A 21,242-nucleotide genomic window follows, 5' to 3' on the forward strand; every position below is an offset into this window, starting at 1 on the left:
ACCGGAATCACCCGGCATTCCCCACGCAATGGTTTACGGATTATAGCGCGCTCTCCCCGGTGCTCCGGGCCTTTTGGCCACCGTCATCCGCGTCACTTCACGCGAACTTGACACCAGCGTCGGGGTGCCAGGACCACACGCATTTTCCGTCCGCCTCAAATGCCTTCGTCAAGAGCACTCTCGGCGTCCACCGCATCCCGCCCCGCGTTGTTGACGTTGCGCAACGCCCCTTTCGATGGGGCGGGACGGATGCAATATAGGATAATCAGAATATTCTGAAAAGAAGAATCTGGTCCGGGAGACTGCGACAAATTAGCCCGTCGGGCAATCGGTCCACGCCTCCATAGGTGCGGGATCGTCTCGGCAGCCACACGATCACGCGATAGAGGCCGTTACCGGTTGCGACGATGCGGCCCGCGCACCACGTATCAAGGGACCAATTGATCAGAGAGAATGCGATGCGTTCTGTCCTGGCATTATGCCTTTTGATCGCGCTCTGTACGTCCGCCAATGCCGCCGCAACAGGGCATCATGCCAGATCGCGTGATGTCATCGTTCGTCCCGGCCAGGCTGTGATCCCAAGCTACACCGCTCCGGGCGGTGTGCGGGTCTATCGCGACGACTCGGTTCCGGGTGGTTGGCGAACCGACCACGACGACCCTCCCGCCTACGATGATCCATCCAAGTTTGGCGGCGGCTGATCTGCGGCGACCGGCAAGTGGCCCGCATGAGCGAACGGGTCGCGCGAACGCGCGCCCGATGGCAGGCTCCGCGATGGGCGAGATCAAGACGAAGGAGCCCCGGATGTCGTCTTGCTCATCCGGGCTACGGTGCTGAACACGGTTTAGGTCTGGGCTACAAATGCAGCCTCGATCGCGCCTTGGAGAGCGTCCAAATGCTCGCCGTTCTCCGATACTATCTTGTGCACGTCATTGCTTGATGTCTTGAGAATGAAGGTAAACTCCTTCTTCGGCCAGAACATTTGTAGGAGAAGGCCACCCAAAACGAGCGCTGCCGTTACCCAAAAAAAGAATGATGCATCGGCGCCCTGTAGTCTAAGATTATTTCCGTACACGCCAGCGGCAATCCCAAGAAGGACCATGAGCGCTGCAATAGGATTTATCTTTCGGGCCGTGTAGACGGACACGCTGCCGATGTTGGCGACCTGATAGGAAATGGACCCGAACTTCGCGATCTTGGTCGTAATCTCGACCCCCGGCGTCTTCATAATCATTTGCTCTGTCATTCGTATCCCCCCACTGATCGCGCTAAAGTAGAATAATTAGAGGTTTTCTATAAAAGAAAAGCAAGCGTGCCCCGCGGGAGCGCAGCGATAGGCGGGATCAAGACGAAGGAAGCCCCAGATGTCGCGGAGCCGGTCATCGGGCGCGCGTTGGCGCGATCCGTTGGCTCACACGGGCTACGCTTGCTGCCGATCCCTGTCAGACCGTAGCCACCCGGATTTTGCTGGTGCGCCCCGGGCGGCGCTTCACGTGATCGATGAAGGCTCGCAGCTTCGGCATCATTTGCCGGTTGCCGGGATAGTAGAGAAACATCCCCGGCGCCATGGGCGCGAAGGGTTCCAGCACGCGCACGAGTTTCCCTGCTTTCACCGCGCCGGCAGCGAGCGGCCCGGGCACCTGCGCAAGGCCCAGTCCTTCGACGGCCGCGCCAAGCAAGGTGGGCATGTCGTTGGCGATCAACGGGCCTGAAACGATGACTTCGACGGCCTCGTTGCCCCTGACAAAGGACCAGGGCGCGATCGATCCGTTCGAGCGGCGCATGCGCAGGCAGGCATGCCGGCGCAGATCGTCGATCAGTTTCGGCCGCTGCCGCAGGCCGAGATAGTCGGGGCTGCCGACCACCGTCAGCGGGACCGGCGGCGTCAGACGCACCGCGATCATATCGGCCTCGATGAATTGGCCGGGCCGGATGCCGACGTCAAATCCTTCGGCCGCGATATCGACCAGCTCCGCGCTTGCGGCGATCTCCATTTCGACCTCGGGATAGGCCTGGCAGAACGATGCGATCAATGGCTCCAGCATCGGCACCACCGCCCGCGGCACCGTGAGGCGCAACAGCCCGGCAGGCCGCTGCCCAAGGTCGCGCGCGATCTCGCTTGCCGCGATGAGCTCCTCGAATGCGGGCTTGGCGCGCGAAATGAAGCGTTCGCCGGCTTCGGTCAGGCCGACACTGCGCGTGGTGCGGATGAAGAGCGCCGCGCCTATCCTCGCCTCGAGAGTGCGGACCGCCTGGCTGATCGCCGACGGTGTTACCCCGAGCTCCGCGGCCGCCTTGCGGAAACTGCGGTGCTGGGCAACGCCGAGGAACGCCTCTACGCCGTCGAGCGCGCCCTGCCTGACTGTGAAGTTCTGCTTCATGGCCCAACGACATTATCGCGGATAGTCGCTCATGGGAAGCGGTCGTACATCTGGGTCGCAAGTCGGGAGCAGCGCCGATGCCGAGCCGCAACCTTCGCGACATTGTGGCTAGCCCCGAGAACAGAGGTAGCCGCCGTGATCCGAGAAACCAAACCGATGAAGGCAATCCGTCGCGCCGTCCTGGCGCTCACGCTCACTCTGACAGGTGCCACTTTCATGTCCCATCCGTCCGCTGCCCAAACCCAAGCCGCCTCGCCCGCTACCACCGCCGTGATGGTCATCCTCACCGTGAAGCCGGGCATCACCCGTGAACAGGTCATGGCCGTCATGCCGGCCGAAATCCGGCAGACCGTGCAGCTCTATCTCAACGGAAAAATTCGCCAGTGGTATTCGCGCGGTGACGGACGCGGCGTCGTCTTCCTGCTGGATGCCGGCGATGTCGCCGCGGCGCAGGCGATCATGGACGCCCTGCCGCTGGGCAGGCAAAATCTGATGGACCACGAGTACATCGCAGTCGGTCCGCTGTTGCCGCTCGGCTTGCTCATGGCCAATCCGAGCGCCGGCAACAAGGGCGACACTCACATGGAGGACCGCCGATGACCACCGATGCCGTTGCCGCTGCTATCGTCGCGCCGCGTCCCGCCCGGCGCAGCCTGCTTTGGCTCATCGCGCTGACGGGGCTGTGGACCCTGTTGATCTCCTGGCAGCCGTCGATCATCGCGAGCGGCGTTCCGACCTCGGCGCACCAGTTGATGGTCCATGGGCTCATCGCGGTCGGCTTGTGGCTCGGCCTCGAGAGCACCGACCTGACGCCGAGCCAGCGCCGCACGACCTGGCTCATGATCATGATCCCGGACACACTTTGGTTCGCGCTCGCCTGGAGCGCGGCGATCAATGGCGTCTTCATCACCGGCCCCTCACGCTTTCCTTCGCTGCCGCTGGCGATTGTCCTGCCGGTAATCGTGGGCGTGCCGCTACTGCTGTTGTCGAAGCGTGTGGGGCAGCTGCTCGACGCGATGCCGGCGAGCTGGCTCGTCGCCCTTCAGGTTTACCGCGTATTCGGCAGCTGGTTTCTCGCGGCCTGGCTGAATGGGGCTGCGCCCGGCGTGTTGGCGTTGCCGGCGGGGACCGGCGATGTGCTGACCGGCCTGTTCGCCCTGCCGGCGGCGATCGCGGTTGCGACCGGCACGGCCGAGGGCCGAAGGGCCGCCGTGATCTGGAATATCTTTGGGCTGGCCGACTTCGCCGTCGCGATCACCCTGGGGATGCTGACCTCGCCGGGCCCGTTCCAGCTGATCATTCCGGATTTGCCGGGCTTCAACGCCGGCATTTATCCCAATGTGCTGACGCCTGCTTTCGTGGTGCCAGGCTCGATCCTGCTGCATGCGCTGTCGCTGCGCCAGCTGCGCCGCCGCGGCAAGTAGCCCGCATGAGCCAACGGGTCGCGCGAACGCGCGTCCGATGACAGGCTCCGCGAGATGCGGGATCAAGATGAAGGAAGCCCCGGATAGCGTTTTGCTGATCCGCGCTACTTGCTCCGCTCCATCGGGATGGTCATTGGTCGTGGGAGCGGGGAGCACCAAGGCGCTTGGCGAAGGCCGCGGTCTCGGCTAAATCAGGAACGGTCTACCTTCCGCGGGCGTAGTTCAATGGTAGAACGGCAGCTTCCCAAGCTGCATACGAGGGTTCGATTCCCTTCGCCCGCTCCAAGCCTTCGCTTGGCGCGCTCGTGCCCGACGATCACCAGGGGGCCGCGACCTATCTTTCGCTATGGCGGTATGCCCGATGGTGATGAAGCGGCCGCGCCGGCACCATGACCGCGTTGCCGTTCCGCCAGTCGTTGCGATAGTAGGAATTGGGATCGGTGACGGGATTGCCGGGGCCGTAGTTTTGGCAGTTCGCGTTCGGGTAGTATTGTGCGCAATAGCCGGGATCTTCGACGACGGCTTGCGCCAGCGCGGGGCTTGTGAAGGCGGCCGCGGCAAGGGCAGCGCCGATCAGTGCGAATCTCATGTGACTCTCCTGGGTGGTGTATCGCTGAGATGGCACCTCGTCACCGGTTTCGCCAGCCGGCTTCGCGCCGGCTCCGCCAAACGTGATGGACCGGCACCGCGGGTGTTCGCTTGATGTCGCGCGCGACGGCCGCAAGTCGCTCGCCGCGGTACGGCCGCACCTCACCGAGCCGTGAGCTCGCCCACAGCCCTTACCTTGCCGCGGTCACCATGATCTCGACGCCATATTGCGGAGCGGCCAGTTTCGCCTCGACGGTGGCGCGCGCCGGCGTATTTCCGGTCGATACCCAGCCATCCCAAACCGCGTTCATTTCGGCAAAGGTCTTCATGTCCGGCAGATAGATCGTCGCCGTCAGCAGCTTCGACTTGTCGCTGCCCGCTTTCGCCAGATGGCCGTCGATGATCGAAAGCACCTCCTGGGTCTGTTTGGTCACGCTGTCACCGGCGGTCGTCTTGGCGACGACGCCGGCGAGATAGACGGTGTCGCCGTGGATCACGACCTGGCTCATGCGCGGGCCGGTATCGAAACGCTGGATGCTCATACGATCCTCCAAATGTCTGTGGCCGATGGCTTAGCGCGCGGGCGCGGCTTGCGCCACTGCGTTTTCGCAAGGCAGAATGTTTCCGCAGAAATTTCGGATTATTTCTGGCCCGTTAATGTCGTGGCTTTGCGGCCGCCGCGTGGATCACCGGTCGAGCCCTGTCATACGATCCCGTGAAGCGGCGCGTGTTGTTTCGAGCAAACCCATTTACCCGTTCTTACAGGGTTGCCGCTACGGTTCCCGGCAATCGCGGCAAGCCCGCCGTTGCGGTGTCCCCAGCATGCTGAAGGTTTACGATTTGATCGCCCATGGCCTCGATTTGAAGTTGATCGCTCTGGCGGCCTTTATTTGCCTGCTGGCGTCATTTGCGGCGATCAATCTGCTTCGCCATGCCCAGAAAGCCGCCGCCGACATGCAGGGCGTGTGGCTGGCGGTATCGGCGATCTCGACCGGTTCCGGAATCTTTGCCACCCACTTCGTCACCATGCTGGCCTTCACGCCGGGAATCCCGAGCGGCTACAATATTCTCTTAACCATGCTGTCGCTGGCGATCGCGATTTCGCTGACCGGCGCGGGGCTTGCGGTATCGCTGACGCCGAAATGGCGCCACGGGCCGTGGCTGGGCGGCGCCATCGTCGGCTTCGGCATCGCGGCGATGCACTATACCGGGATGGCGGCCTTCGAAATCGCCGGCACCATCGCGTGGGATCCCTTGCTCGTCTTCTCCTCGATCGTGCTCGGCAGCGGCATCTGCGCGGTGGCGCTTCCGGTCGGCCTGCATGGCAAGGAAGAAAAGTGGAAGGTCGGCGGCGCGCTGCTGCTGACGCTGGCGATCTGCGGCCATCACTTCACCGCGATGGGCGCGGTGTCGATCATTCCCGATTCCTCGATCGAGATTTCGCAATCGGCCCTGTCCCCCGGACTGCTTTCCATAGGCGTCGCGATTGCAAGCTTCCTCATCATCGCCATGGCGACGGCAGGCGTCGTGCTCGATGTCCGCGATCAGCGGCGTTCGGAACTCGAAGGCGAGCGGATGCGCGATCTCGCCAATGCCTCCGTCGAGGGGCTGCTGGTTTGCGATGGAGAGGCGGTCGTCTCCGTCAACACCAGCTTTGCGGCCCTCGTCGGGATGTCGGCCACCGAGCTCGCGGGCAGCCCGCTCGAGCGGCTGTTTCCGGACCAGACGGCGCGCGTCGAGCTGTTGTCCGGTTCCGACAGGCCGGTCGAAACCCAACTGCGCCATCTCGACGGCTCGATGAGCCCGGTCGAACTGATCCTGCGGCCGATCGTGTTTGCCGGACGGCCGCACCAGGTGATCGCGGTCCGCGACCTGAAGGCGCGCAAGGACGCCGAGCGGCATATCTATTTCCTGGCGCATCACGACGCACTGACGCAGCTCCCGAACCGCAGCCATTTCAATGCGCGGATCGACCAGGAGATCGCTGCATTGCCCAAGGGCGCCAGCCTTGCGGTGCTGTGCCTCGATCTCGACAATTTCAAGGAGGTCAACGACCTGTTCGGGCACGCGACCGGCGACAAGGTGCTGCAGATGGTTGCGGAGCGCGTCACCGCGCTGCTCGGCGAGCGGCAGATGATGGCGCGGCTCGGCGGCGACGAGTTCGCCGTGCTGATGCCGCAGGTGGCAAACCCCGCCGCCGCCAGCCGCCTCGCCGAAGCCGTCCTGGAAGCGTTACGCGTATCGGACGATGCGGCGGAGACCCGGATTGCGACCTCGATCGGCATCGCGCTTTGCCCCGACGACGCTGCCGACCGTCACTCGCTTCTCACCCATGCCGACACCGCGCTCTACCGTGCCAAGAACGAAGGCCGCAACACCTATCGTTTCTTCGAGGCCAGGATGGGCGTCGAGGTTCGCGAACGCCGGCTGATCGAGCACGATCTGCGTCACGCCATCGCGCGCGACGAGATGCGGCTGGTGTATCAGCCGCAAAAGATGGCCCAAAGCGAGGCGATCAGCGGCTTCGAGGCCTTGCTGCGCTGGAAGCATCCGACGCGCGGCGAAATCTCGCCGGTCGTCTTTATCCCGATTGCCGAGGAGACCGGCACCATCCTGCAGATCGGCGACTGGGTGTTGCGAACCGCCTGCGCCGAGGCCGCGAGCTGGACGCAGCCGCTGAAGATCGCCGTCAACGTCTCGGCAGCCCAACTCTACAACGCAAGCTTCGTCGCGGAATTGCACCAGATCCTGATCGATACCGGCCTGCCGCCCCGTCGCCTGGAGATCGAGATCACCGAGACGGCGCTGGTGCGTGATTTCAATCGCGCGCTCGGCATGCTCAGGCAGATCAAGGCGCTCGGCATCGGCATTGCGATGGACGATTTCGGCACCGGTTATTCGTCGCTCTCCAACCTGCGCGCGTTTCCGTTCGACCGCATCAAGATCGACGGCTCCTTCATCAAGTCGGTCAATTCCAACGGCCAGTCCGCGACCATCGTGCGGGCGGTATTGGGGCTAGGCCGCGGGCTCGGCCTCCCGGTGATCGCCGAAGGCGTCGAGACCGGCGCCGAACTGCAATTCCTGCAGGACGAAAACTGCACCGAGGTGCAGGGATATCTGCTCGGGCGTCCGGCTGATATCGATACCTTCCGGCACTTTACCCATGGCGATGTCGCAGCGGACGAGGCCGACGATCTTGCCTTGCGGCCGGCCCAGAGCGCCTGAAGCCCCCGAGAACGAGCCTATCTTTCCCCGCTGATTGCGCGTAGGGTTATCCCGTCGCAAGACGATGGCGCTGAACCTTGGAGCGGACCGCGGGCAGACCCGGGGGCAGTACCCGGCGCCTCCACCCTAGCAGCTCGAGCTTAAAGGTCTCATTCCGGTGAGATCGATTTGGCCGCAAGGCAAAATCCCTGGGCTGCTACGGCGGGGGCGAAACAGGATCGATGGTCGCGAAGAAGTTCCGAATTGTGCCCGGCATGATACCGCCGTTATCGGGTCAAAAACCTAAATGCAAACGATAACGTTGCATTGAACGAAGTGCGCCTCGCGGCGTAACCTGTTCGGGGTCCGGAGCACCTGGCAACAGAAGCTTCATCGCCGCGTCAACCCTTCGGGTTGGCGCGGCTTTGTTTTTGGGCCTGCCGTTCGCAGATAGCGCGTTGACTTCTGTTCCCCTCCGCACCGTGCTATTTTGGTTCGCTCCGACTGAATCGGGAGTTGAACGTTGACCGAGGCGATCGTCTCCCCAGACACATCCCGCGACGGCTTGCTCAAGGTCGCCGCCGCCGGCGCCTTCACCGGCATCCTGACCCCGCTGCTGGTGCCATTGATCGACTGGATCAACGGCACGCCGGGAGATTTCCGGATCGCGCTGGTGGCGATCCCGTTCGCCGGCCTCGTTCTGATCCTGCTGCGGCGCTGCAGCGCCAATCCGTGGTGGGCGGCGCTGGCGTCCGCGCTCGTCACCATGATTGCCTTCGTCTGCGCGGTGAACGCGGCGATCTGGATCGATGGCCAGGTCACAGGCTCGAGCAAGGTCGTGAGAAATATCCTGTCCGGCCTGGCCGGCGGCTTTACCGGCGCCACCATCATGGCGATCGGGATAGCGCTGCTGCCGGCCGGACCGCGCGATGCCGTGCGGTGGGTGCCGATGCTGTTGACGGGAACGCTGGCCGGCGCGCTGCTGGCGCTCGACAACGCGCTCGACCTCGACCTGCTCTCGGTGCTCTATCCGGTCTGGCAGGCCGGCGTCGCAGTGAGGCTCGTGCAGGCACTGCGGGTGAGGCGCTCCTGATAGAAACGACCCTCTCAAAGTTCGTCATGCCTGGCATGAGGAAAGGCGGGTTTCGGTGCTTACGGAAACTTCCGAAAAAATTCCCAGATCACCTCCGCGCCGTCGATGTCGCGATTCTGCGGCCCGAGCAGCAGGCCGACGATGCGCGGAAAGCGGGCGTCGGGAAAACCGCCGGGCATGCGGTGGCCGCCCTTGTTGACGCGATAGAGCAAGACGTCGCGGCCGCTTGCGCGGCGCGCGGAAATCCGCGTCACCGAGGTCGGGTCCGACGGATCGCGGTGCTCGAGTTCGGCCACATCGGTCTGTTGCGCATCGCAGCCATTGACGTGCCGCCAGAAATCGAACGTCTTCATGGCCGACCAGAAGCCCGGCCGCGCAAACCGGCTGCTGCCGCGGCCGCCCTCAAAAGGGATCAGCGGATCGGCGGTGCCGTTGATCATCAGCATAGGCACTTGTTTGGCGGGATGGCAGGCTTGCGCCATGTCGTCCGTGAGGTTGAAGATGACGCTGGCGGCGGCCGCGAACAATTCGGCGCGGGCGCAGATCATGGTCATGGTCATGGCGCCGCCGTTGGAGAGGCCGGTGATGTAGATGCGCTTCGGATCGGCCACGCCCTTGGTCACGAATTTTTCAATCAGCGCAACGATGAAACCGACATCGTCGGTGCCGGCGGGCGGGGCGCGGCCGGCGCGTTTTGTGAGGGGCCGCAGGTCGGCCCAGGCCCGATTGAGGCCGTCGGGAAAGACCACGCCGAAGCCTTCGCGCTTGGCCACCGCGGGCCACGAGGTCCACTTCGCCATGTCGGCGCCGGTTTGCGTATTGCCATGGAGTACGATCACCAGCGGCGCCGGTTTTGCCTCGGCGAGCTGGACGATGAAACTGCGGGTCACGCCGTTGACGTCGATGGTGTCGGCCAAGGCAGGCCTCCCAAATAAAATCGCCAGCACAGCGGCAAGCCTGAATGCGCGCATTAGGGAATCACCGGGCCCGGGCTTTCACGCCACCGCCCTCGCCGCGGCGCGCCCGGCGTTGCGGCCCGAGAACAGGCAGCCGCCGAGAAAGGTGCCTTCCAGCGAGCGATAGCCGTGCATGCCGCCGCCGCCAAAACCGGCGGCTTCGCCGGCGGCGTAGAGTCCCGGCATGATCTCGCCGTCCTGGCCGAACACGCGGGAGTCCAGATCGGTCTCGAAGCCGCCCAGCGTCTTGCGGGTCAGGATGTTGAGTTTTACGGCAATCAAAGGCCCATGCGCGGGATCGAGAATGCGGTGCGGCTTGGCGGTGCGGATCAGGCGGTCGCCGATATATCTCCGCGCGTTGTGGATGTTCATCACCTGGGTATCCTTGACGTAAGGATTGGCGATCTCGCGGTCGCGCGCCTCGATCTGCGCCGTGATGTGGTCGGGTTTCAGCAGATTGTCGCCGGAGAGCGCGTTCATCGCGGCGACGAGATCGCCCAGATTGTCGCGCACGATGAAATCAAGGCCATGCCGCTTGAATGCCTCGACCGGTTCGGGCGCGCCCTTGTTGGTGGCGCGTTTCGCCGTCATCAGCCAGCTTTTTCCGGTCAGGTCCGGATTCTGCTCCGAACCCGACAGCGCAAACTCCTTCTTGATGATGCTCTGGGTCAGCACGAACCAGGAATAATCGTAGCCGGTCGACATGATGTATTGCAGCTGGCCGAGCGTGTCGGAGCCGGGAAACAGCGGCGAGGGCAGGCGTTGGCCGGAGGCGTCGAACCACATCGACGACGGCCCCGGCAGGATGCGGATGCCGTGGCGCGGCCAGATCGGCGACCAGTTGCGGATGCCCTCGACATAATGCCACATCCGGTCGCGGTTGATCAGCCGCGCGCCGGCCGCTTCCGTGATGCCGATCATCCGGCCGTCGACATGTTCGGGCACGCCGGAGATCATGTTCTTGGGCGGCTCGCCGAGCCGCTTCGGCCAGTTCTGCCGCACCAGATCGTGATTGCCGCCGATGCCGCCGGAGGCGACGATCACGGCCTGCGCCTTCAGCGCGAACTCGCCGACCACTTTGCGCGAGCTGCTTTTGCCGCGCGCGACGTCGTCTGGTTCGAGGATCGAACCGGTGACGCCGTCGACCGTGCCACCCGTGCTCGTCAGCGCATCGACGCGATGGCGAAAGCGGAACGTCAGCATGCCGCTCGCCTGCGCGTCGCGGGCGCGCCGCTCGAACGGCTCGACGATGCCGGGGCCGGTGCCCCAGGTGACATGAAACCGCGGCACCGAATTGCCGTGGCTCATCGCGTCATAGCCGCCGCGCTCGGCCCAGCCGACGACGGGAAAGATTCGATGGCCCATCGCGCGCAGCCATGCTCGCTTTTCACCGGCCGCGAACGCGACATAGGCTTCGGCCCAGCGTTTCGGCCACAGATCCTCGTCGCGGTCGAACCCCGCCGAGCCCATCCAGTCCTGCAGCGCCAGCTCAAAGCTGTCCTTGATGCCGAGCCGGCGCTGCTCGCGGCTGTCGACCAGGAACAGTCCGCCGAACGACCAGAATGCCTGGCCGCCGAGATTTTGTTCGCCCTCCTGGTCGATCACGATGACGCGCTTGCCGGCGTCGGCGATCTCGGTCGCCGCGACGAGGCCGGCTAGTCCCCCGCCGACCACAATTACATCCGCATCTTCGGCCATTGCGCCCCCCGGTCCGAAATCGATTGAAGCCCGCGGCGTCGTCGGCGGTCAACGGCCAGCCGCTGCCTTTTGCGGCAAGGGTGCCCACGGAAATGCCCGAACTAAGTGTTAACTTGTTCCACTTTGGGACCTTTCCGCGGCAAGGTGCAGCGTACCTGCAACACTCGATTTGAATTTGATGTCCAGCGCAATTCGTATCTGGACAAAAATCCGATCCCGCAACACGCTACTGCCATCTTGCATCACAAGAAATCTGCAGATTCGGGTTCGACGGAACGGGGCCGGGATATGAAATTCGCGACGGGATTGCTCGCAGCAGTTCTCCTGCTGGCAGGAGTTGGCGCAAGCCAGGCGGTGGTCCGGATTGCCGACGATCGCGGCGGCCGCATCGGCACCTATGTCGACAAATATCAGGACCTGCGTACCTCCGGCGAGGAGGTCATCATCGACGGCCTGTGCGCCTCGGCCTGCACCATCGTTCTGGGCGCGGTGCCCCACGACCGGATCTGCGTGACCTCGCATGCCAATCTCGGTTTCCACGCGGCTTGGGATTTTGGCGCCAATGGGCGAGCGATCACCAATCCCGAAGCCACGCAAATGCTGTATTCGATGTATCCCTCGGCGGTGAAACATTGGATCGCCGCACGCGGCGGGCTGACCCCGCACATGATCTTCCTGCGCGGCAAGCAATTGATGAGCATGTACAAGCCCTGCTATCTCGATGCCCAGGCCGCCGTGCCGCGGCCGTCGTCACACCGGGAGCGCAATTCGGCTCCGCGTGACGTGATCGCCCCCAACCCCGCCGTGCTTGCCCGGCAGCCCGACTAGCCCTATCTGAACGTAGCAGGCAGGCGAGCGGCTTGGCGCCGCTTCGCCGATGCCTGCCGATCGGATAGCCGCTGGCGTCATGGCTCAGCCTGTTTCCACACCGCGGCCGATGCCGCTCGGCCCGCACAGGGCGGTGCCGGTCATTGCCGTGATCGCCGCGGGCTTGGGCGGTGCGCTGCTGCTCGGCGCGCTCGGGCTCTGGTTCCACTACGGGACGGCGGTGTTCTTCGAGACCATTGCCGCCGGCATCGCCGCCTGCTTCTGACCTCCGGGGGATTTCAGGGAATTTCATGATGGATCGGACCACCCGCCCGCTGGTCATTGTCGGAGCCTTCTCGGCCAGCCTGGTGATCGGGCTGGTGCTGCTGCTGTGGACGTTCGGCGGCCTGAAGAGCGTGGCAACGCCTGCCGCCATCGGCGGGCCGTTTCAGCTGACCGATCAGGGCGGCCAGACCGTGACCGAGAAGAACATGGAAGGCCACCCGACCCTGATCTTCTTCGGCTTCACCCATTGCCCCGACGTCTGCCCGACCTCGCTGTTCGAAATTTCCGAGGTGCTGAAAGCGCTCGGCAAGGACGCCGACCGCGTCAACGCCTATTTCATCTCGGTCGATCCGGAGCGCGATACGGCCGCGGCGATGAAGGATTATCTGTCGAGTTTCGATCCGCATCTGGAGGGCCTGACCGGCAATCCGGAGCAGGTCGCGAAGGTGATTTCCGAATATCGCGTCTACGCCAAGAAAGTCCCGCTCAAGGACGGCGACTACACCATGGATCACACCGCGCTGATCTACCTGATGGACCGCGACGGCAAATTCGTCTCGCCGTTCAACCTGAACCGCAAGCCGGAAGAGGCCGCGGCCGAGCTGAAACATTACCTCTGAGGCGCGCCGCATCCTGGGTCCCCTCCCCACCACTCGCTGCGCTCGCGGGGGGAGGGGGGAAGAGGGCCGCTCTCATTTCCGCCAACCACATTCGCGTTATCGGCCGGATGGTCTATAAGGCCGTCCACATCAGCCATAAGCCGTTCTCCATGCAGTCCCGGATCGCCTTGTCCTCAAACGCCCGACCGTCCCGAACTTTCCGCGCCATCCTGGCGCTATCGGCGTTGCTGGCCGTGGCGCTGCCGGGTGCGGCGTCCGCCCAAACCATCGCCAAACCCGGCACCGAAGCCGCGCCCCAGGCCGTACCCGGCTTCTGGGACCCGCGGCGGCGGCCGGACCGGCCGGATCTGTCGCGCCTGACCGTGATCCGGTTCCTGACCGAGACCGACTATCCGCCGTTCAACTTCACCGGCCCCGACGGCAACCCGGCCGGCTTCAACGTCGATCTGGCCCGCCAGCTCTGCGAGGAGATCAAGGTCACCTGCACCATCCAGATGCGCCGCTTCGAGACGCTGCTGGATGCAATCACGAGCAACCGGGGTGATGCCATCATCGCCTCGCTCGCGGTGACCCCGCAGCTGCGCGCGCGGGTGGATTTCACCGATCCGTATTACCGGGCGCCGGCCCGCTTCGTGTCGCGGCGCGACGCGGTGATGCCCGAAATTCGTCCCGAATATCTCGAAGGCAAGAAGGTCGGCGTCATCGCCGGCACCGCGCACGAGGCCTATCTGAAGGCGATGTTCACCGACGCCGAACTGCACTCCTATCCCAACGACGACGCGCTACGGCTGGCGTTGCGGCGCGGCGAGGTCGATTTCATCTTCGGCGACGGGATCTCGCTGGCGTTCTGGATCAACGGCACCGATTCGGGCGACTGCTGCGCCTTTTCGGGCGGACCGTTCGTCGAGAGCCGCTATTTCGGCGAGGGCATCGGCATTGCCGTGCGCAAGGGCAACGACCTGCTGCGGCAGGCGCTGAACTGGGCGCTGTTCCGGGTCTGGGAAAAAGGCCGCTACACCGATTTGTGGCTGCGCTATTTTTCGGTGAGCCCGTTTTAGCGTTCGTCATTGCGAGGAGCCCTTGCGACGAAGCAATCCATACTTCCTTGTTGCACTATGGATTGCTTCGCTTCGCTCGCAATGACGGCTATGTTACAAGCGGCCAGCTTCCTGGCTCCGTAGAAGGCCTTTCTTGATGTCGACTCCGAACGACCTGCGCGCGCTCGCCGAGCAGTCCAACGCCTGGCCGTTCGAGCAGGCGAAAGCGATTGTCGCGCGGCTGAAGAAAAAGCCGAAGGACGAGGTGCTGTTCGAGACCGGCTATGGCCCGTCCGGCCTGCCGCATATCGGCACTTTCGGCGAGGTCGCGCGCACCACCATGGTGCGCCATGCGTTCCGCGTGCTCACCGAGGACAAGATCAAGACGAGACTGATCGCGTTCTCCGACGACATGGACGGGCTGCGCAAGGTGCCCGACAACGTGCCGAACAAGGAGATGCTGTCGGCCCATCTCGGCAAGCCGCTGACCACGGTGCCCGATCCGTTCGGGACGCATCCCAGTTTCGGCGCCCACAACAACGCGCGGCTGCGCACCTTTCTCGACACCTTCGGATTCGACTACGAATTTGTGAGCTCGACCGACTATTACAAGTCGGGAAAATTCGACGCGACGCTGCGCTTGATGCTGGAGCGCATCGACCAGGTGATGGCGATCATGCTGCCGTCGTTGCGCGAGGAGCGCGCGGCGAGCTATTCGCCGTTCCTGCCCATCAGCCCGCGCACCGGCGAGGTACTGTACGTGCCGATATCGGAGCACGACGCGAAGGCCGGCACCATCTCCTACGACGATCCCGAAACCAAAGAACGCGTCACCCTGCCGGTCACCGGCGGGCATTGCAAGCTGCAATGGAAGCCGGACTGGGCGATGCGCTGGGCAGCGCTTGGCGTCGACTATGAGATGGCCGGCAAGGACCTGATCGACTCGGTGAAACTGTCGGGCAAGATCTGCGCGGCGCTTGGCAGCCTGCCGCCGGAAGGTTTCAATTACGAACTCTTCCTCGACGAGCACGGCCAGAAGATATCCAAGTCGAAGGGCAACGGGCTCACCATCGACGAATGGCTGCGCTACGCCTCGCCGGAATCGCTGTCGCTGTTCATGTATCGCGAACCGAAGTCGGCCAAGCGGCTGCACTTCGACGTGATTCCGCGCAACGTCGACGATTACCAGCAATTCCTCGAGGGCTTTCCGCGGCAGGACGGCCGGCAGCAGTTGCAGAACCCGGTCTGGCACATCCATGCCGGCCATCCGCCGGCGGCCGACATGCCCGTCACCTTCCAGCTTTTGCTGACGCTGGTGTCGTCGTCGAACGCCGAGAATGCCGCCACGCTCTGGGGCTTCATCGGCCGCTATCGTCCCGGCGTGACGCCGCAGACCCATCCGAAGCTCGATGCGATGGTTGGATACGCTATCAACTACTATCGCGATTTCGTCGCGCCGACCAAAAAATTCCGCGAGCCTGATGACACCGAGCGCGCCGCGCTGCAGGATTTGCGTGACGCGCTGTCGCAATTGCCGGCGACCTCGACTGCCGAGGACATCCAGAACGTGGTCTACGAGATCGGCCGCCGCGAGCCGTTCCTCGACCCGGTCAAGAAGGGCAAGGACGGCCGCCCCGGCGTTTCGCTCGACTGGTTCAACATGCTCTACCAGGTGCTGCTCGGCCAGGAAAAAGGCCCGCGCTTCGGCTCGTTCGTCGCGGTCTACGGCTTGGCAAATTCGGTCGCGATGATCGACGGCGCGCTGGCACGGAGTGCGTAGTCTTCCCGCAAGCACACTCGTCATGCGCGGGCTTGACCCGCGCATCCATCCGCTTCGCAAGAATTTTCTCAAGTTGATGGATTGCCGGGTCAAGCCCGGCAATGACGAGCCCAGTGAACCGTGCTATAACCCCGGCATAAGAAACGCACTCAACAAGGAGCATCCCATGCAATTCCGTGTTTCACCGAAGACGCTCGATGATTGCAGCGCCGAGGAATGGCAGGCGCGCCTCGATCTCGCGGCTGCGCATCGGCTGGCCTTCAACCAGGGTTTCAGCGAGGGCATCTTCAACCATCTGACGCTGGTGGTGCCCGGCAAGAGCGACCGCTACTACCAGATTCCGTTCGGGATGCACTGGTCGGAAGTGACCGCCTCATCCTTCATGGAAGTAGGCATCGACGACGGCAAGGTCAGGCGCGGCTCCGGCGACGTCGAGCGTTCCTGCTACTGCATCCATGCGCCGATCCACAAGGCGTTGCCGCAGGCGAAGGCCGTGTTCCACACCCACATGCCCTATGCCAGCGCGCTGACCCGTCTGGAAGACCCGCGCATCAAGGAGATCGGCCAGACCGAGGTCGGCATGATGAACGAGATCGCCTATGACGATCTCTATACCGGCCCGGCGCTCGATCCGGCGGAAGGCGCCCGGCTTGCCAAAGTGATCGGCGACAAGAGCGTGCTGTTCATGGCCAATCACGGCATCTCGACGGTCGGCGAGACCGTCGCCGACGCCTACGACCGGCTCTATTACATCGAGCGCGCGGCGCAGGTGCAGATCTACGCGATGTGGACCGGCGAGAAGCTGAAGAAGCTGCCGGAGTCCGTGGTCGAGAAAACCAAGCGCGATATCGGCGGCGACAGCCTGTACCATCCGGGCCCCGCGCAGCGGCATTTCGATGCGCTGAAGCGCATGCTGGACCGGAAAGAGCCGGATTACGCGACGTAGGATCTCGCGTCGTCCCTGCGAACAAGCCGTAGGGTGGGCAAAGGCGCTCTTCGCGCCGTGCCCACCATCCTCCATCCGATTTTATCTTGAGTGGTGGGCACGCTTCGCTTTGCCCACCCTACGATCTTGGCTACGCGTCGCAGTCGCGGCGTTTGCTCAACTCGTCATGCGCGGGCTTGACCCGCGCATCCATCAATCTTCAAAAGAGTCTTGCAAAGGGGATGGATTGCCGGGTCAAGCCCGGCAATGACGACCGTTATGGACGGCGACCCTTGAAGTGCGCCGGTCCGGCCGATACGGTCGCAAGGGTCCGGTAACTCCGGGAAAATCCCACGCGACTCAACGATACGCAGGACTCCCCTCGCACGTGCGCAAGATCTACAAAATCTGCCCGGCTTCGGCCTGGCGCGAGGCCGAGCGGCAGGGTGTCTACCGCGGCAGTGCCGACGATGTCAGGGACGGCTTTATTCATTTTTCCACGGCGGCACAGGTGGCGGAGACGGCGAGGAAGCATTTCTTCGGCCAGACCGGACTGTTCCTGATCGAGGTCGATGCCGACGCGCTCGGGGACGCGCTGCGCTGGGAACCCTCGCGCAATGACGAACTGTTTCCGCATCTCTACGGTGAACTCGACCTCGGCGCGGTCGAAGCCGTACTCAGCATGCTGGCGCGGTCCGACGGCAGCCACGACATCCCGGAGCTAAAACCGTGATCCGCGCCTTCGACGCGTTCTCGCTGCCGCTGCTGCGCTGGTTCGATCCCGAGGACGCGCATCGCATGGCGATCCAGGGTTTGAAATTGCTGCCGCCGGTGCGGACGAAGGCCGACGACAGCAAACTGGCGGTGCGCGCGTTCGGCCTGAATTTTCCCAACCCGATCGGCATGGCCGCGGGCTTCGACAAGAGCGCGGATGTCCCCGACGCGCTGCTGCGGCTGGGTTTCGGCTTCGTCGAGATCGGTACCGTGACGCCGCTCCCGCAGAGCGGCAATCCGCGGCCGCGGCTGTTTCGGCTCGAGCGCGACGAGGCCGTCATCAACCGCATGGGTTTCAATAATGATGGCGCGGAAGCGGTGCTGAAGCGGCTCGCGGCGCGCGCGCATCTGGCCGGCATCGTCGGCGTCAATGTCGGGGCCAACAAGGATTCCCCCGATCGCGTCGCCGACTATGTCAAACTGATCGAGACCTTTGCGCCGGTGGCGAGCTATTTCACGGTCAACGTCTCCTCGCCGAACACGCCGGGCCTGCGCAACCTGCAGCAGGCGCATATCCTCGACGATCTCCTCGCCAAGGTGATCGACGCCCGCGAACGGGTGCGGGAAAAGGCCGGCGATTCGCCGGTGCTGCTGAAGATCGCGCCGGACCTGAGTCTCGCCGAACTCGACGAGGTCGTTCACGTCGCGCGTTCGCGCCGGGTCGACGGCATGATCGTGGCCAATACCACCATCGGCCGGCCCGCGACCCTGCGCGAGCAGAACCGCGTCAGGGAGCAGGGCGGCCTGTCGGGCCGGCCGCTGTTCCGGCTGTCGACCCGGATGGTCGCCGAAACCTATGTACGGGCCGAAGGCGCGTTTCCGTTGATCGGGGTCGGAGGCATCGACTCGGGCGGCGCGGCGTTGACCAAAATCCGCGCCGGCGCCAGCCTGATCCAGCTCTATTCGTCGCTGATCTACAAGGGCCTTGGCCTCGTCGACGCCATCAAGACCGACCTCGCCGCGACGCTGCTGCGCACCGGGCGCGATCAGCTCTCCGAAATCGTCGGTGCGGATGCGGCGGCGATCACCGCCGAGGACTGGCCGGTTTGATTTTAGTCACCTCGCCCCGCTTGCGGGGAGAGGTCGCCCGGCGAAGCGCAGCGAAGTCGGGCGGGTGAGGGGCTCTCTCCGCGAGTCGCGCTGCCCGAGAGAGCCCCTCACCCCGACCCTCTCCCCGCGAAAGAGCGGGGAGAGGGAGAAAATACGATCGACGCCCGGTCTTTTTCACACTTCCACAATCATGCCATCGCTCGCCGCCGTGTAGCCGAGCGTATCCAGCCGGCCCAGCATTTCGTCGCTCATATGGGTGAGGATCAGCCGCTTCGGCTTGATCTCGGCGAGATGCGCTTCCAGCGTCGCGAGAGCGAGGTGGTTCTTGACGATCCTGTCGTAATAGTAGGCTTCCGCGATGAACACATCAGCGTCGCGCCCCAGGGGAACGAGCGTCTCCGTCCATTCGGTGTCGGCGCTGTAGGCGATGATGCGGCCTTCGGTCTCGATGCGATAGCCGAGGAAGGGGCCGCCGGAGTCGCCATGCACCACCGGATAGGGCGTGACATCGACCGCGCCAAAACTTCGCTTTTCCTCAGGTCGAAGTGCTACCACCGATAGATCAAAACGCTGCCTTGTCTTCGACGAATTCTCGAACAGCGCTTCCATCACCTGCGCCAGCCGTGTTTCGATGCCTTCAGGCCCCGCGATCACCAGCGGCCGGGTGCGGCGGGAAAACTGCGCGTCGAGCAGCAGGAAGGGTAACCCGGCAAAATGGTCGCCATGGAAATGCGTGATCAGGACGAGGTCGATATCGTCGCACACGATGCCCTGCCGCTTCAGGGCCGGCAGCGATGAGGCGCCGCAATCGATCAGGAAGTTGACGGTTCGGCCGGTGACGTGAAAGCAGGTGTTGGCCCGGCCGCCGGAGCCGAACGCATCGCCGCAGCCGACAAATTGCAATTGCATCGGATTACTCCTTTCAGCCGGATGGCGTGGGTGCGAACGAGGCGCGCAGCAGCGCCGGATAGCGTAGTGCCTGGAGGCCGCCGCGCGCGGCGTAGAGAAACAGCAGCGCGCCCCATAGTCCGGCATTGCCGAACGGCCGCAGCACCAGCCAGGCGGCGAGAAAGATCACGAGCGAAACCACCATCAGGTTGCGCATGTCGCGCGCCCAGGTCGCGCCGATGTAGATCCCGTCAAAGGCGAAGGCGAACACCGAAAACAGCGGCGAGGCCACCACGTACCAGAGATAGTCACGCGCGCTCTGCCGGACCGGCTGGCTCGCGGTCATGAGGTCGATCAGCGAAGGCCCGAACAGCGCGAAAATCGCGGCGACCGCCAGCGCAAAACCGAATCCCCAGGACAGCACCAGCCGGACCGCGCCGGAGAAGGCGGCGCGGTCGCGCGCGCCGGTGGCGCGGCCGCAGAGTTGCTGGGCGGCGTTGGCAAGGCCGTCGAGGAAGAAGGCGCTGACCATGAGGAAATTGTTGAGCACGGCGTTGGCGGCCAGCGTGGTGTCGCCGGCGCGCGCGCTTTGCGCGGTGAAAAACAGGAACGAGGCGATCAAGGCCGCGGTGCGGATCATGATGTCGCGGTTGACGGCGAGCATGCGCAGCAGTTTTGCGCGCTCCAGCAGCATCGCGCGGGGGACCGGCGGTTGTCCGTAAGTAAGCCGCCGCGCGATCAGCAGGCCGAGCCCGAGCCCGACCGCTTCCGCGGCAACGGCGGCGATCGCGGCGCCGGCGATGCCCATGTCGAGCAGCAGCACCAGCAGGATGGTCGCCGCGGCATTGATCAGGTTGATCGCGACCTGCACGGCCAGCGCCAGCCTGGCGCAGGCCTGCCCGATCAGCCAGCCGAGCACGACGTAATTGGCGAGCGCCAGCGGCGCGGACCAGATTCGGATCGCGAAGTAGGTCTTTGCGGCGCGGGTGACACCCTCGCTGCCACCCATCGCGCCGAGCAGGATCGCGGCCAGCGGCAGCTGCAGGACGATGAGCGTGACCCCGATCAGGGCTGCCACGGCAAGGCCGCGCAACAGTTGCGCGCGCATCTCCTGCGCGTCGCCGGCGCCGAGCGCCTGCGCGGTGAAGGTCAGCGCGCCCATGCGCAGGAAGGCGAACAGCCAGAACAGGCAGTCGAAAATCACCGAGGCGACGGCGACACCGCCGAGCAGCGTCGCATCGCCGAGCCGCCCGATCGCGATCGTCGCGACGACGCCGATCAGGGGCGTCGTCAGGTTCGCGATCATCGCCGGCCCTGCGATGGCGAACACCCGCGCGGTCGTGACCTTCGATGAAGGAACTAGCAAGCGATGGGCGCTCCGCGTCTATCGGCCGCGCGGCGTGCCGAACATTCGCGTCAACAGCCAGACCGGGATGACGATGACGGCGCCGAGCAGGAAGTAGCGCCACAGCCAGTTGATGGCATCGAAGCCGAGATTCCACAGCCGCCGGAACAACAGCTCGATGCTGTTGAGGATATTCCAGGGGTCGAAGCCGATGGCCGCCAGCACCACGCCGACCAGGATCGACAGCAGGACCAGCCGAAACACGACCATCAGCGGCGAACCGCCGAGAAAGCGGGTGAGGCCGTCACTGGCTGCCGGCAATTCTCGGGTGTCGTTGGGCATCATGGTCTCCCGCGGGTGAAGTCGCCCGCATAGTGTAGTCGGTAC

The 21,242-nt window shown here is 64.3% G+C and carries 21 protein-coding genes, 1 tRNA gene and 1 other RNA gene; 14 read left to right on the forward strand and 9 right to left on the reverse strand.

Annotated elements, in window-relative coordinates:
* Positions 1-844: 844 nt before the first annotated feature.
* Both VK804_RS26100 and VK804_RS26105 read right to left on the reverse strand, forming a co-directional pair.
* Positions 845-1,246, reverse strand: coding sequence for a DUF6232 family protein (locus VK804_RS26100; protein ID WP_325375599.1), 402 nt, complete (start codon positions 1,244-1,246; stop codon positions 845-847).
* Between the two features lie 196 nt (positions 1,247-1,442).
* Positions 1,443-2,381, reverse strand: coding sequence for a LysR family transcriptional regulator (locus VK804_RS26105; protein ID WP_325375601.1), 939 nt, complete (start codon positions 2,379-2,381; stop codon positions 1,443-1,445).
* Positions 2,382-2,516: 135 nt separating this feature from the next.
* Here VK804_RS26105 and VK804_RS26110 point away from each other — a divergent pair, with 135 nt between their 5' ends.
* From VK804_RS26110 to VK804_RS26120, 3 genes are all read left to right on the forward strand, one after another.
* Positions 2,517-2,981, forward strand: coding sequence for a hypothetical protein (locus VK804_RS26110; RefSeq protein WP_325375603.1), 465 nt, complete (start codon positions 2,517-2,519; stop codon positions 2,979-2,981).
* Positions 2,978-3,805, forward strand: a complete 828-nt coding sequence (locus tag VK804_RS26115; protein WP_325375605.1) for an MFS transporter — start codon at positions 2,978-2,980, stop codon at positions 3,803-3,805. The genes VK804_RS26110 and VK804_RS26115 overlap by 4 nt, the downstream gene beginning before the upstream one ends.
* A gap of 211 nt (positions 3,806-4,016) precedes the next feature.
* Positions 4,017-4,090, forward strand: a tRNA-Gly gene (locus VK804_RS26120).
* A gap of 49 nt (positions 4,091-4,139) precedes the next feature.
* On the opposite strand, the gene VK804_RS26125 is transcribed toward VK804_RS26120, so the two are convergent.
* Together VK804_RS26125 and VK804_RS26130 are read right to left on the reverse strand one after the other, a co-directional pair.
* The gene (locus VK804_RS26125) at positions 4,140-4,394 is read right to left on the reverse strand and encodes a hypothetical protein (protein WP_325375607.1); all 255 of its coding nucleotides are present in this window, start codon (positions 4,392-4,394) and stop codon (positions 4,140-4,142) included.
* Positions 4,395-4,584: 190 nt separating this feature from the next.
* Entirely contained in the window at positions 4,585-4,935 is a 351-nt protein-coding gene (locus VK804_RS26130; RefSeq protein WP_325375609.1) for a RidA family protein, read from the reverse strand.
* Between the two features lie 280 nt (positions 4,936-5,215).
* Between VK804_RS26130 and VK804_RS26135 the strand changes: the two genes are divergently transcribed.
* From VK804_RS26135 to VK804_RS26145, 3 genes are all read left to right on the forward strand, one after another.
* Entirely contained in the window at positions 5,216-7,618 is a 2,403-nt protein-coding gene (locus tag VK804_RS26135) for a bifunctional diguanylate cyclase/phosphodiesterase (protein ID WP_325375611.1), read from the forward strand.
* A 14-nt stretch (positions 7,619-7,632) separates the two neighbouring features.
* Positions 7,633-7,993, forward strand: a transfer-messenger RNA (tmRNA) gene (ssrA, locus tag VK804_RS26140).
* 127 nt (positions 7,994-8,120) lie between these two features.
* Complete coding sequence (locus VK804_RS26145) at positions 8,121-8,690, forward strand: hypothetical protein (RefSeq protein ID WP_325375613.1); 570 nt, start codon at positions 8,121-8,123, stop codon at positions 8,688-8,690.
* 59 nt (positions 8,691-8,749) lie between these two features.
* Here the strand turns inward: VK804_RS26145 and VK804_RS26150 are convergent, their stop codons facing one another.
* Positions 8,750-9,607: an alpha/beta hydrolase family esterase gene (locus tag VK804_RS26150; RefSeq protein WP_325375615.1), complete on the reverse strand. Its 858-nt coding sequence runs from the start codon at positions 9,605-9,607 to the stop codon at positions 8,750-8,752.
* Positions 9,608-9,685: 78 nt separating this feature from the next.
* Positions 9,686-11,344 carry an FAD-binding dehydrogenase gene (locus tag VK804_RS26155; RefSeq protein WP_325375618.1) on the reverse strand — a complete coding sequence of 553 codons (1,659 nt, stop codon included), beginning with the start codon at positions 11,342-11,344 and terminating at the stop codon, positions 9,686-9,688.
* A 288-nt stretch (positions 11,345-11,632) separates the two neighbouring features.
* On the opposite strand from VK804_RS26155, the gene VK804_RS26160 reads away from it, so the two are divergent.
* From VK804_RS26160 to VK804_RS26195, 8 genes are all read left to right on the forward strand, one after another.
* Entirely contained in the window at positions 11,633-12,172 is a 540-nt protein-coding gene (locus VK804_RS26160; RefSeq protein ID WP_325375620.1) for a hypothetical protein, read from the forward strand.
* 79 nt (positions 12,173-12,251) lie between these two features.
* The gene (locus VK804_RS26165) at positions 12,252-12,437 is read left to right on the forward strand and encodes a hypothetical protein (protein ID WP_325375622.1); all 186 of its coding nucleotides are present in this window, start codon (positions 12,252-12,254) and stop codon (positions 12,435-12,437) included.
* Positions 12,438-12,465: 28 nt separating this feature from the next.
* Positions 12,466-13,056, forward strand: a complete 591-nt coding sequence (locus VK804_RS26170) for an SCO family protein (protein ID WP_325375624.1) — start codon at positions 12,466-12,468, stop codon at positions 13,054-13,056.
* A gap of 107 nt (positions 13,057-13,163) precedes the next feature.
* On the forward strand, positions 13,164-14,114 hold the full coding sequence (locus VK804_RS26175) for a transporter substrate-binding domain-containing protein (RefSeq protein ID WP_414642848.1): 951 nt from the start codon (positions 13,164-13,166) through the stop codon (positions 14,112-14,114).
* A gap of 136 nt (positions 14,115-14,250) precedes the next feature.
* Positions 14,251-15,873: a lysine--tRNA ligase gene (locus tag VK804_RS26180; RefSeq protein WP_325375626.1), complete on the forward strand. Its 1,623-nt coding sequence runs from the start codon at positions 14,251-14,253 to the stop codon at positions 15,871-15,873.
* 166 nt (positions 15,874-16,039) lie between these two features.
* Complete coding sequence (locus VK804_RS26185; RefSeq protein ID WP_325375628.1) at positions 16,040-16,819, forward strand: class II aldolase/adducin family protein; 780 nt, start codon at positions 16,040-16,042, stop codon at positions 16,817-16,819.
* 367 nt (positions 16,820-17,186) lie between these two features.
* Entirely contained in the window at positions 17,187-17,531 is a 345-nt protein-coding gene (locus tag VK804_RS26190) for a DUF952 domain-containing protein (protein ID WP_325375630.1), read from the forward strand.
* Positions 17,528-18,622, forward strand: a complete 1,095-nt coding sequence (locus tag VK804_RS26195; protein WP_325375632.1) for a quinone-dependent dihydroorotate dehydrogenase — start codon at positions 17,528-17,530, stop codon at positions 18,620-18,622. The genes VK804_RS26190 and VK804_RS26195 overlap by 4 nt, the downstream gene beginning before the upstream one ends.
* 174 nt (positions 18,623-18,796) lie before the next feature.
* Here VK804_RS26195 and VK804_RS26200 read toward each other — a convergent pair whose 3' ends face one another.
* The 3 genes from VK804_RS26200 to VK804_RS26210 form a co-directional block, all read right to left on the reverse strand.
* Positions 18,797-19,531 carry an MBL fold metallo-hydrolase gene (locus tag VK804_RS26200; RefSeq protein WP_325375634.1) on the reverse strand — a complete coding sequence of 245 codons (735 nt, stop codon included), beginning with the start codon at positions 19,529-19,531 and terminating at the stop codon, positions 18,797-18,799.
* Between the two features lie 13 nt (positions 19,532-19,544).
* A complete protein-coding gene (locus VK804_RS26205; protein WP_325375638.1) occupies positions 19,545-20,816 on the reverse strand; it encodes an MATE family efflux transporter in 1,272 nt (423 codons plus the stop codon).
* 78 nt (positions 20,817-20,894) lie between these two features.
* The gene (locus VK804_RS26210; RefSeq protein ID WP_325375640.1) at positions 20,895-21,197 is read right to left on the reverse strand and encodes a DUF6460 domain-containing protein; all 303 of its coding nucleotides are present in this window, start codon (positions 21,195-21,197) and stop codon (positions 20,895-20,897) included.
* Between the last annotated feature and the right edge of the window lie 45 nt (positions 21,198-21,242).

Source organism: Bradyrhizobium sp. (assembly GCF_035484855.1).
GTDB lineage: Bacteria > Pseudomonadota > Alphaproteobacteria > Rhizobiales > Xanthobacteraceae > Bradyrhizobium.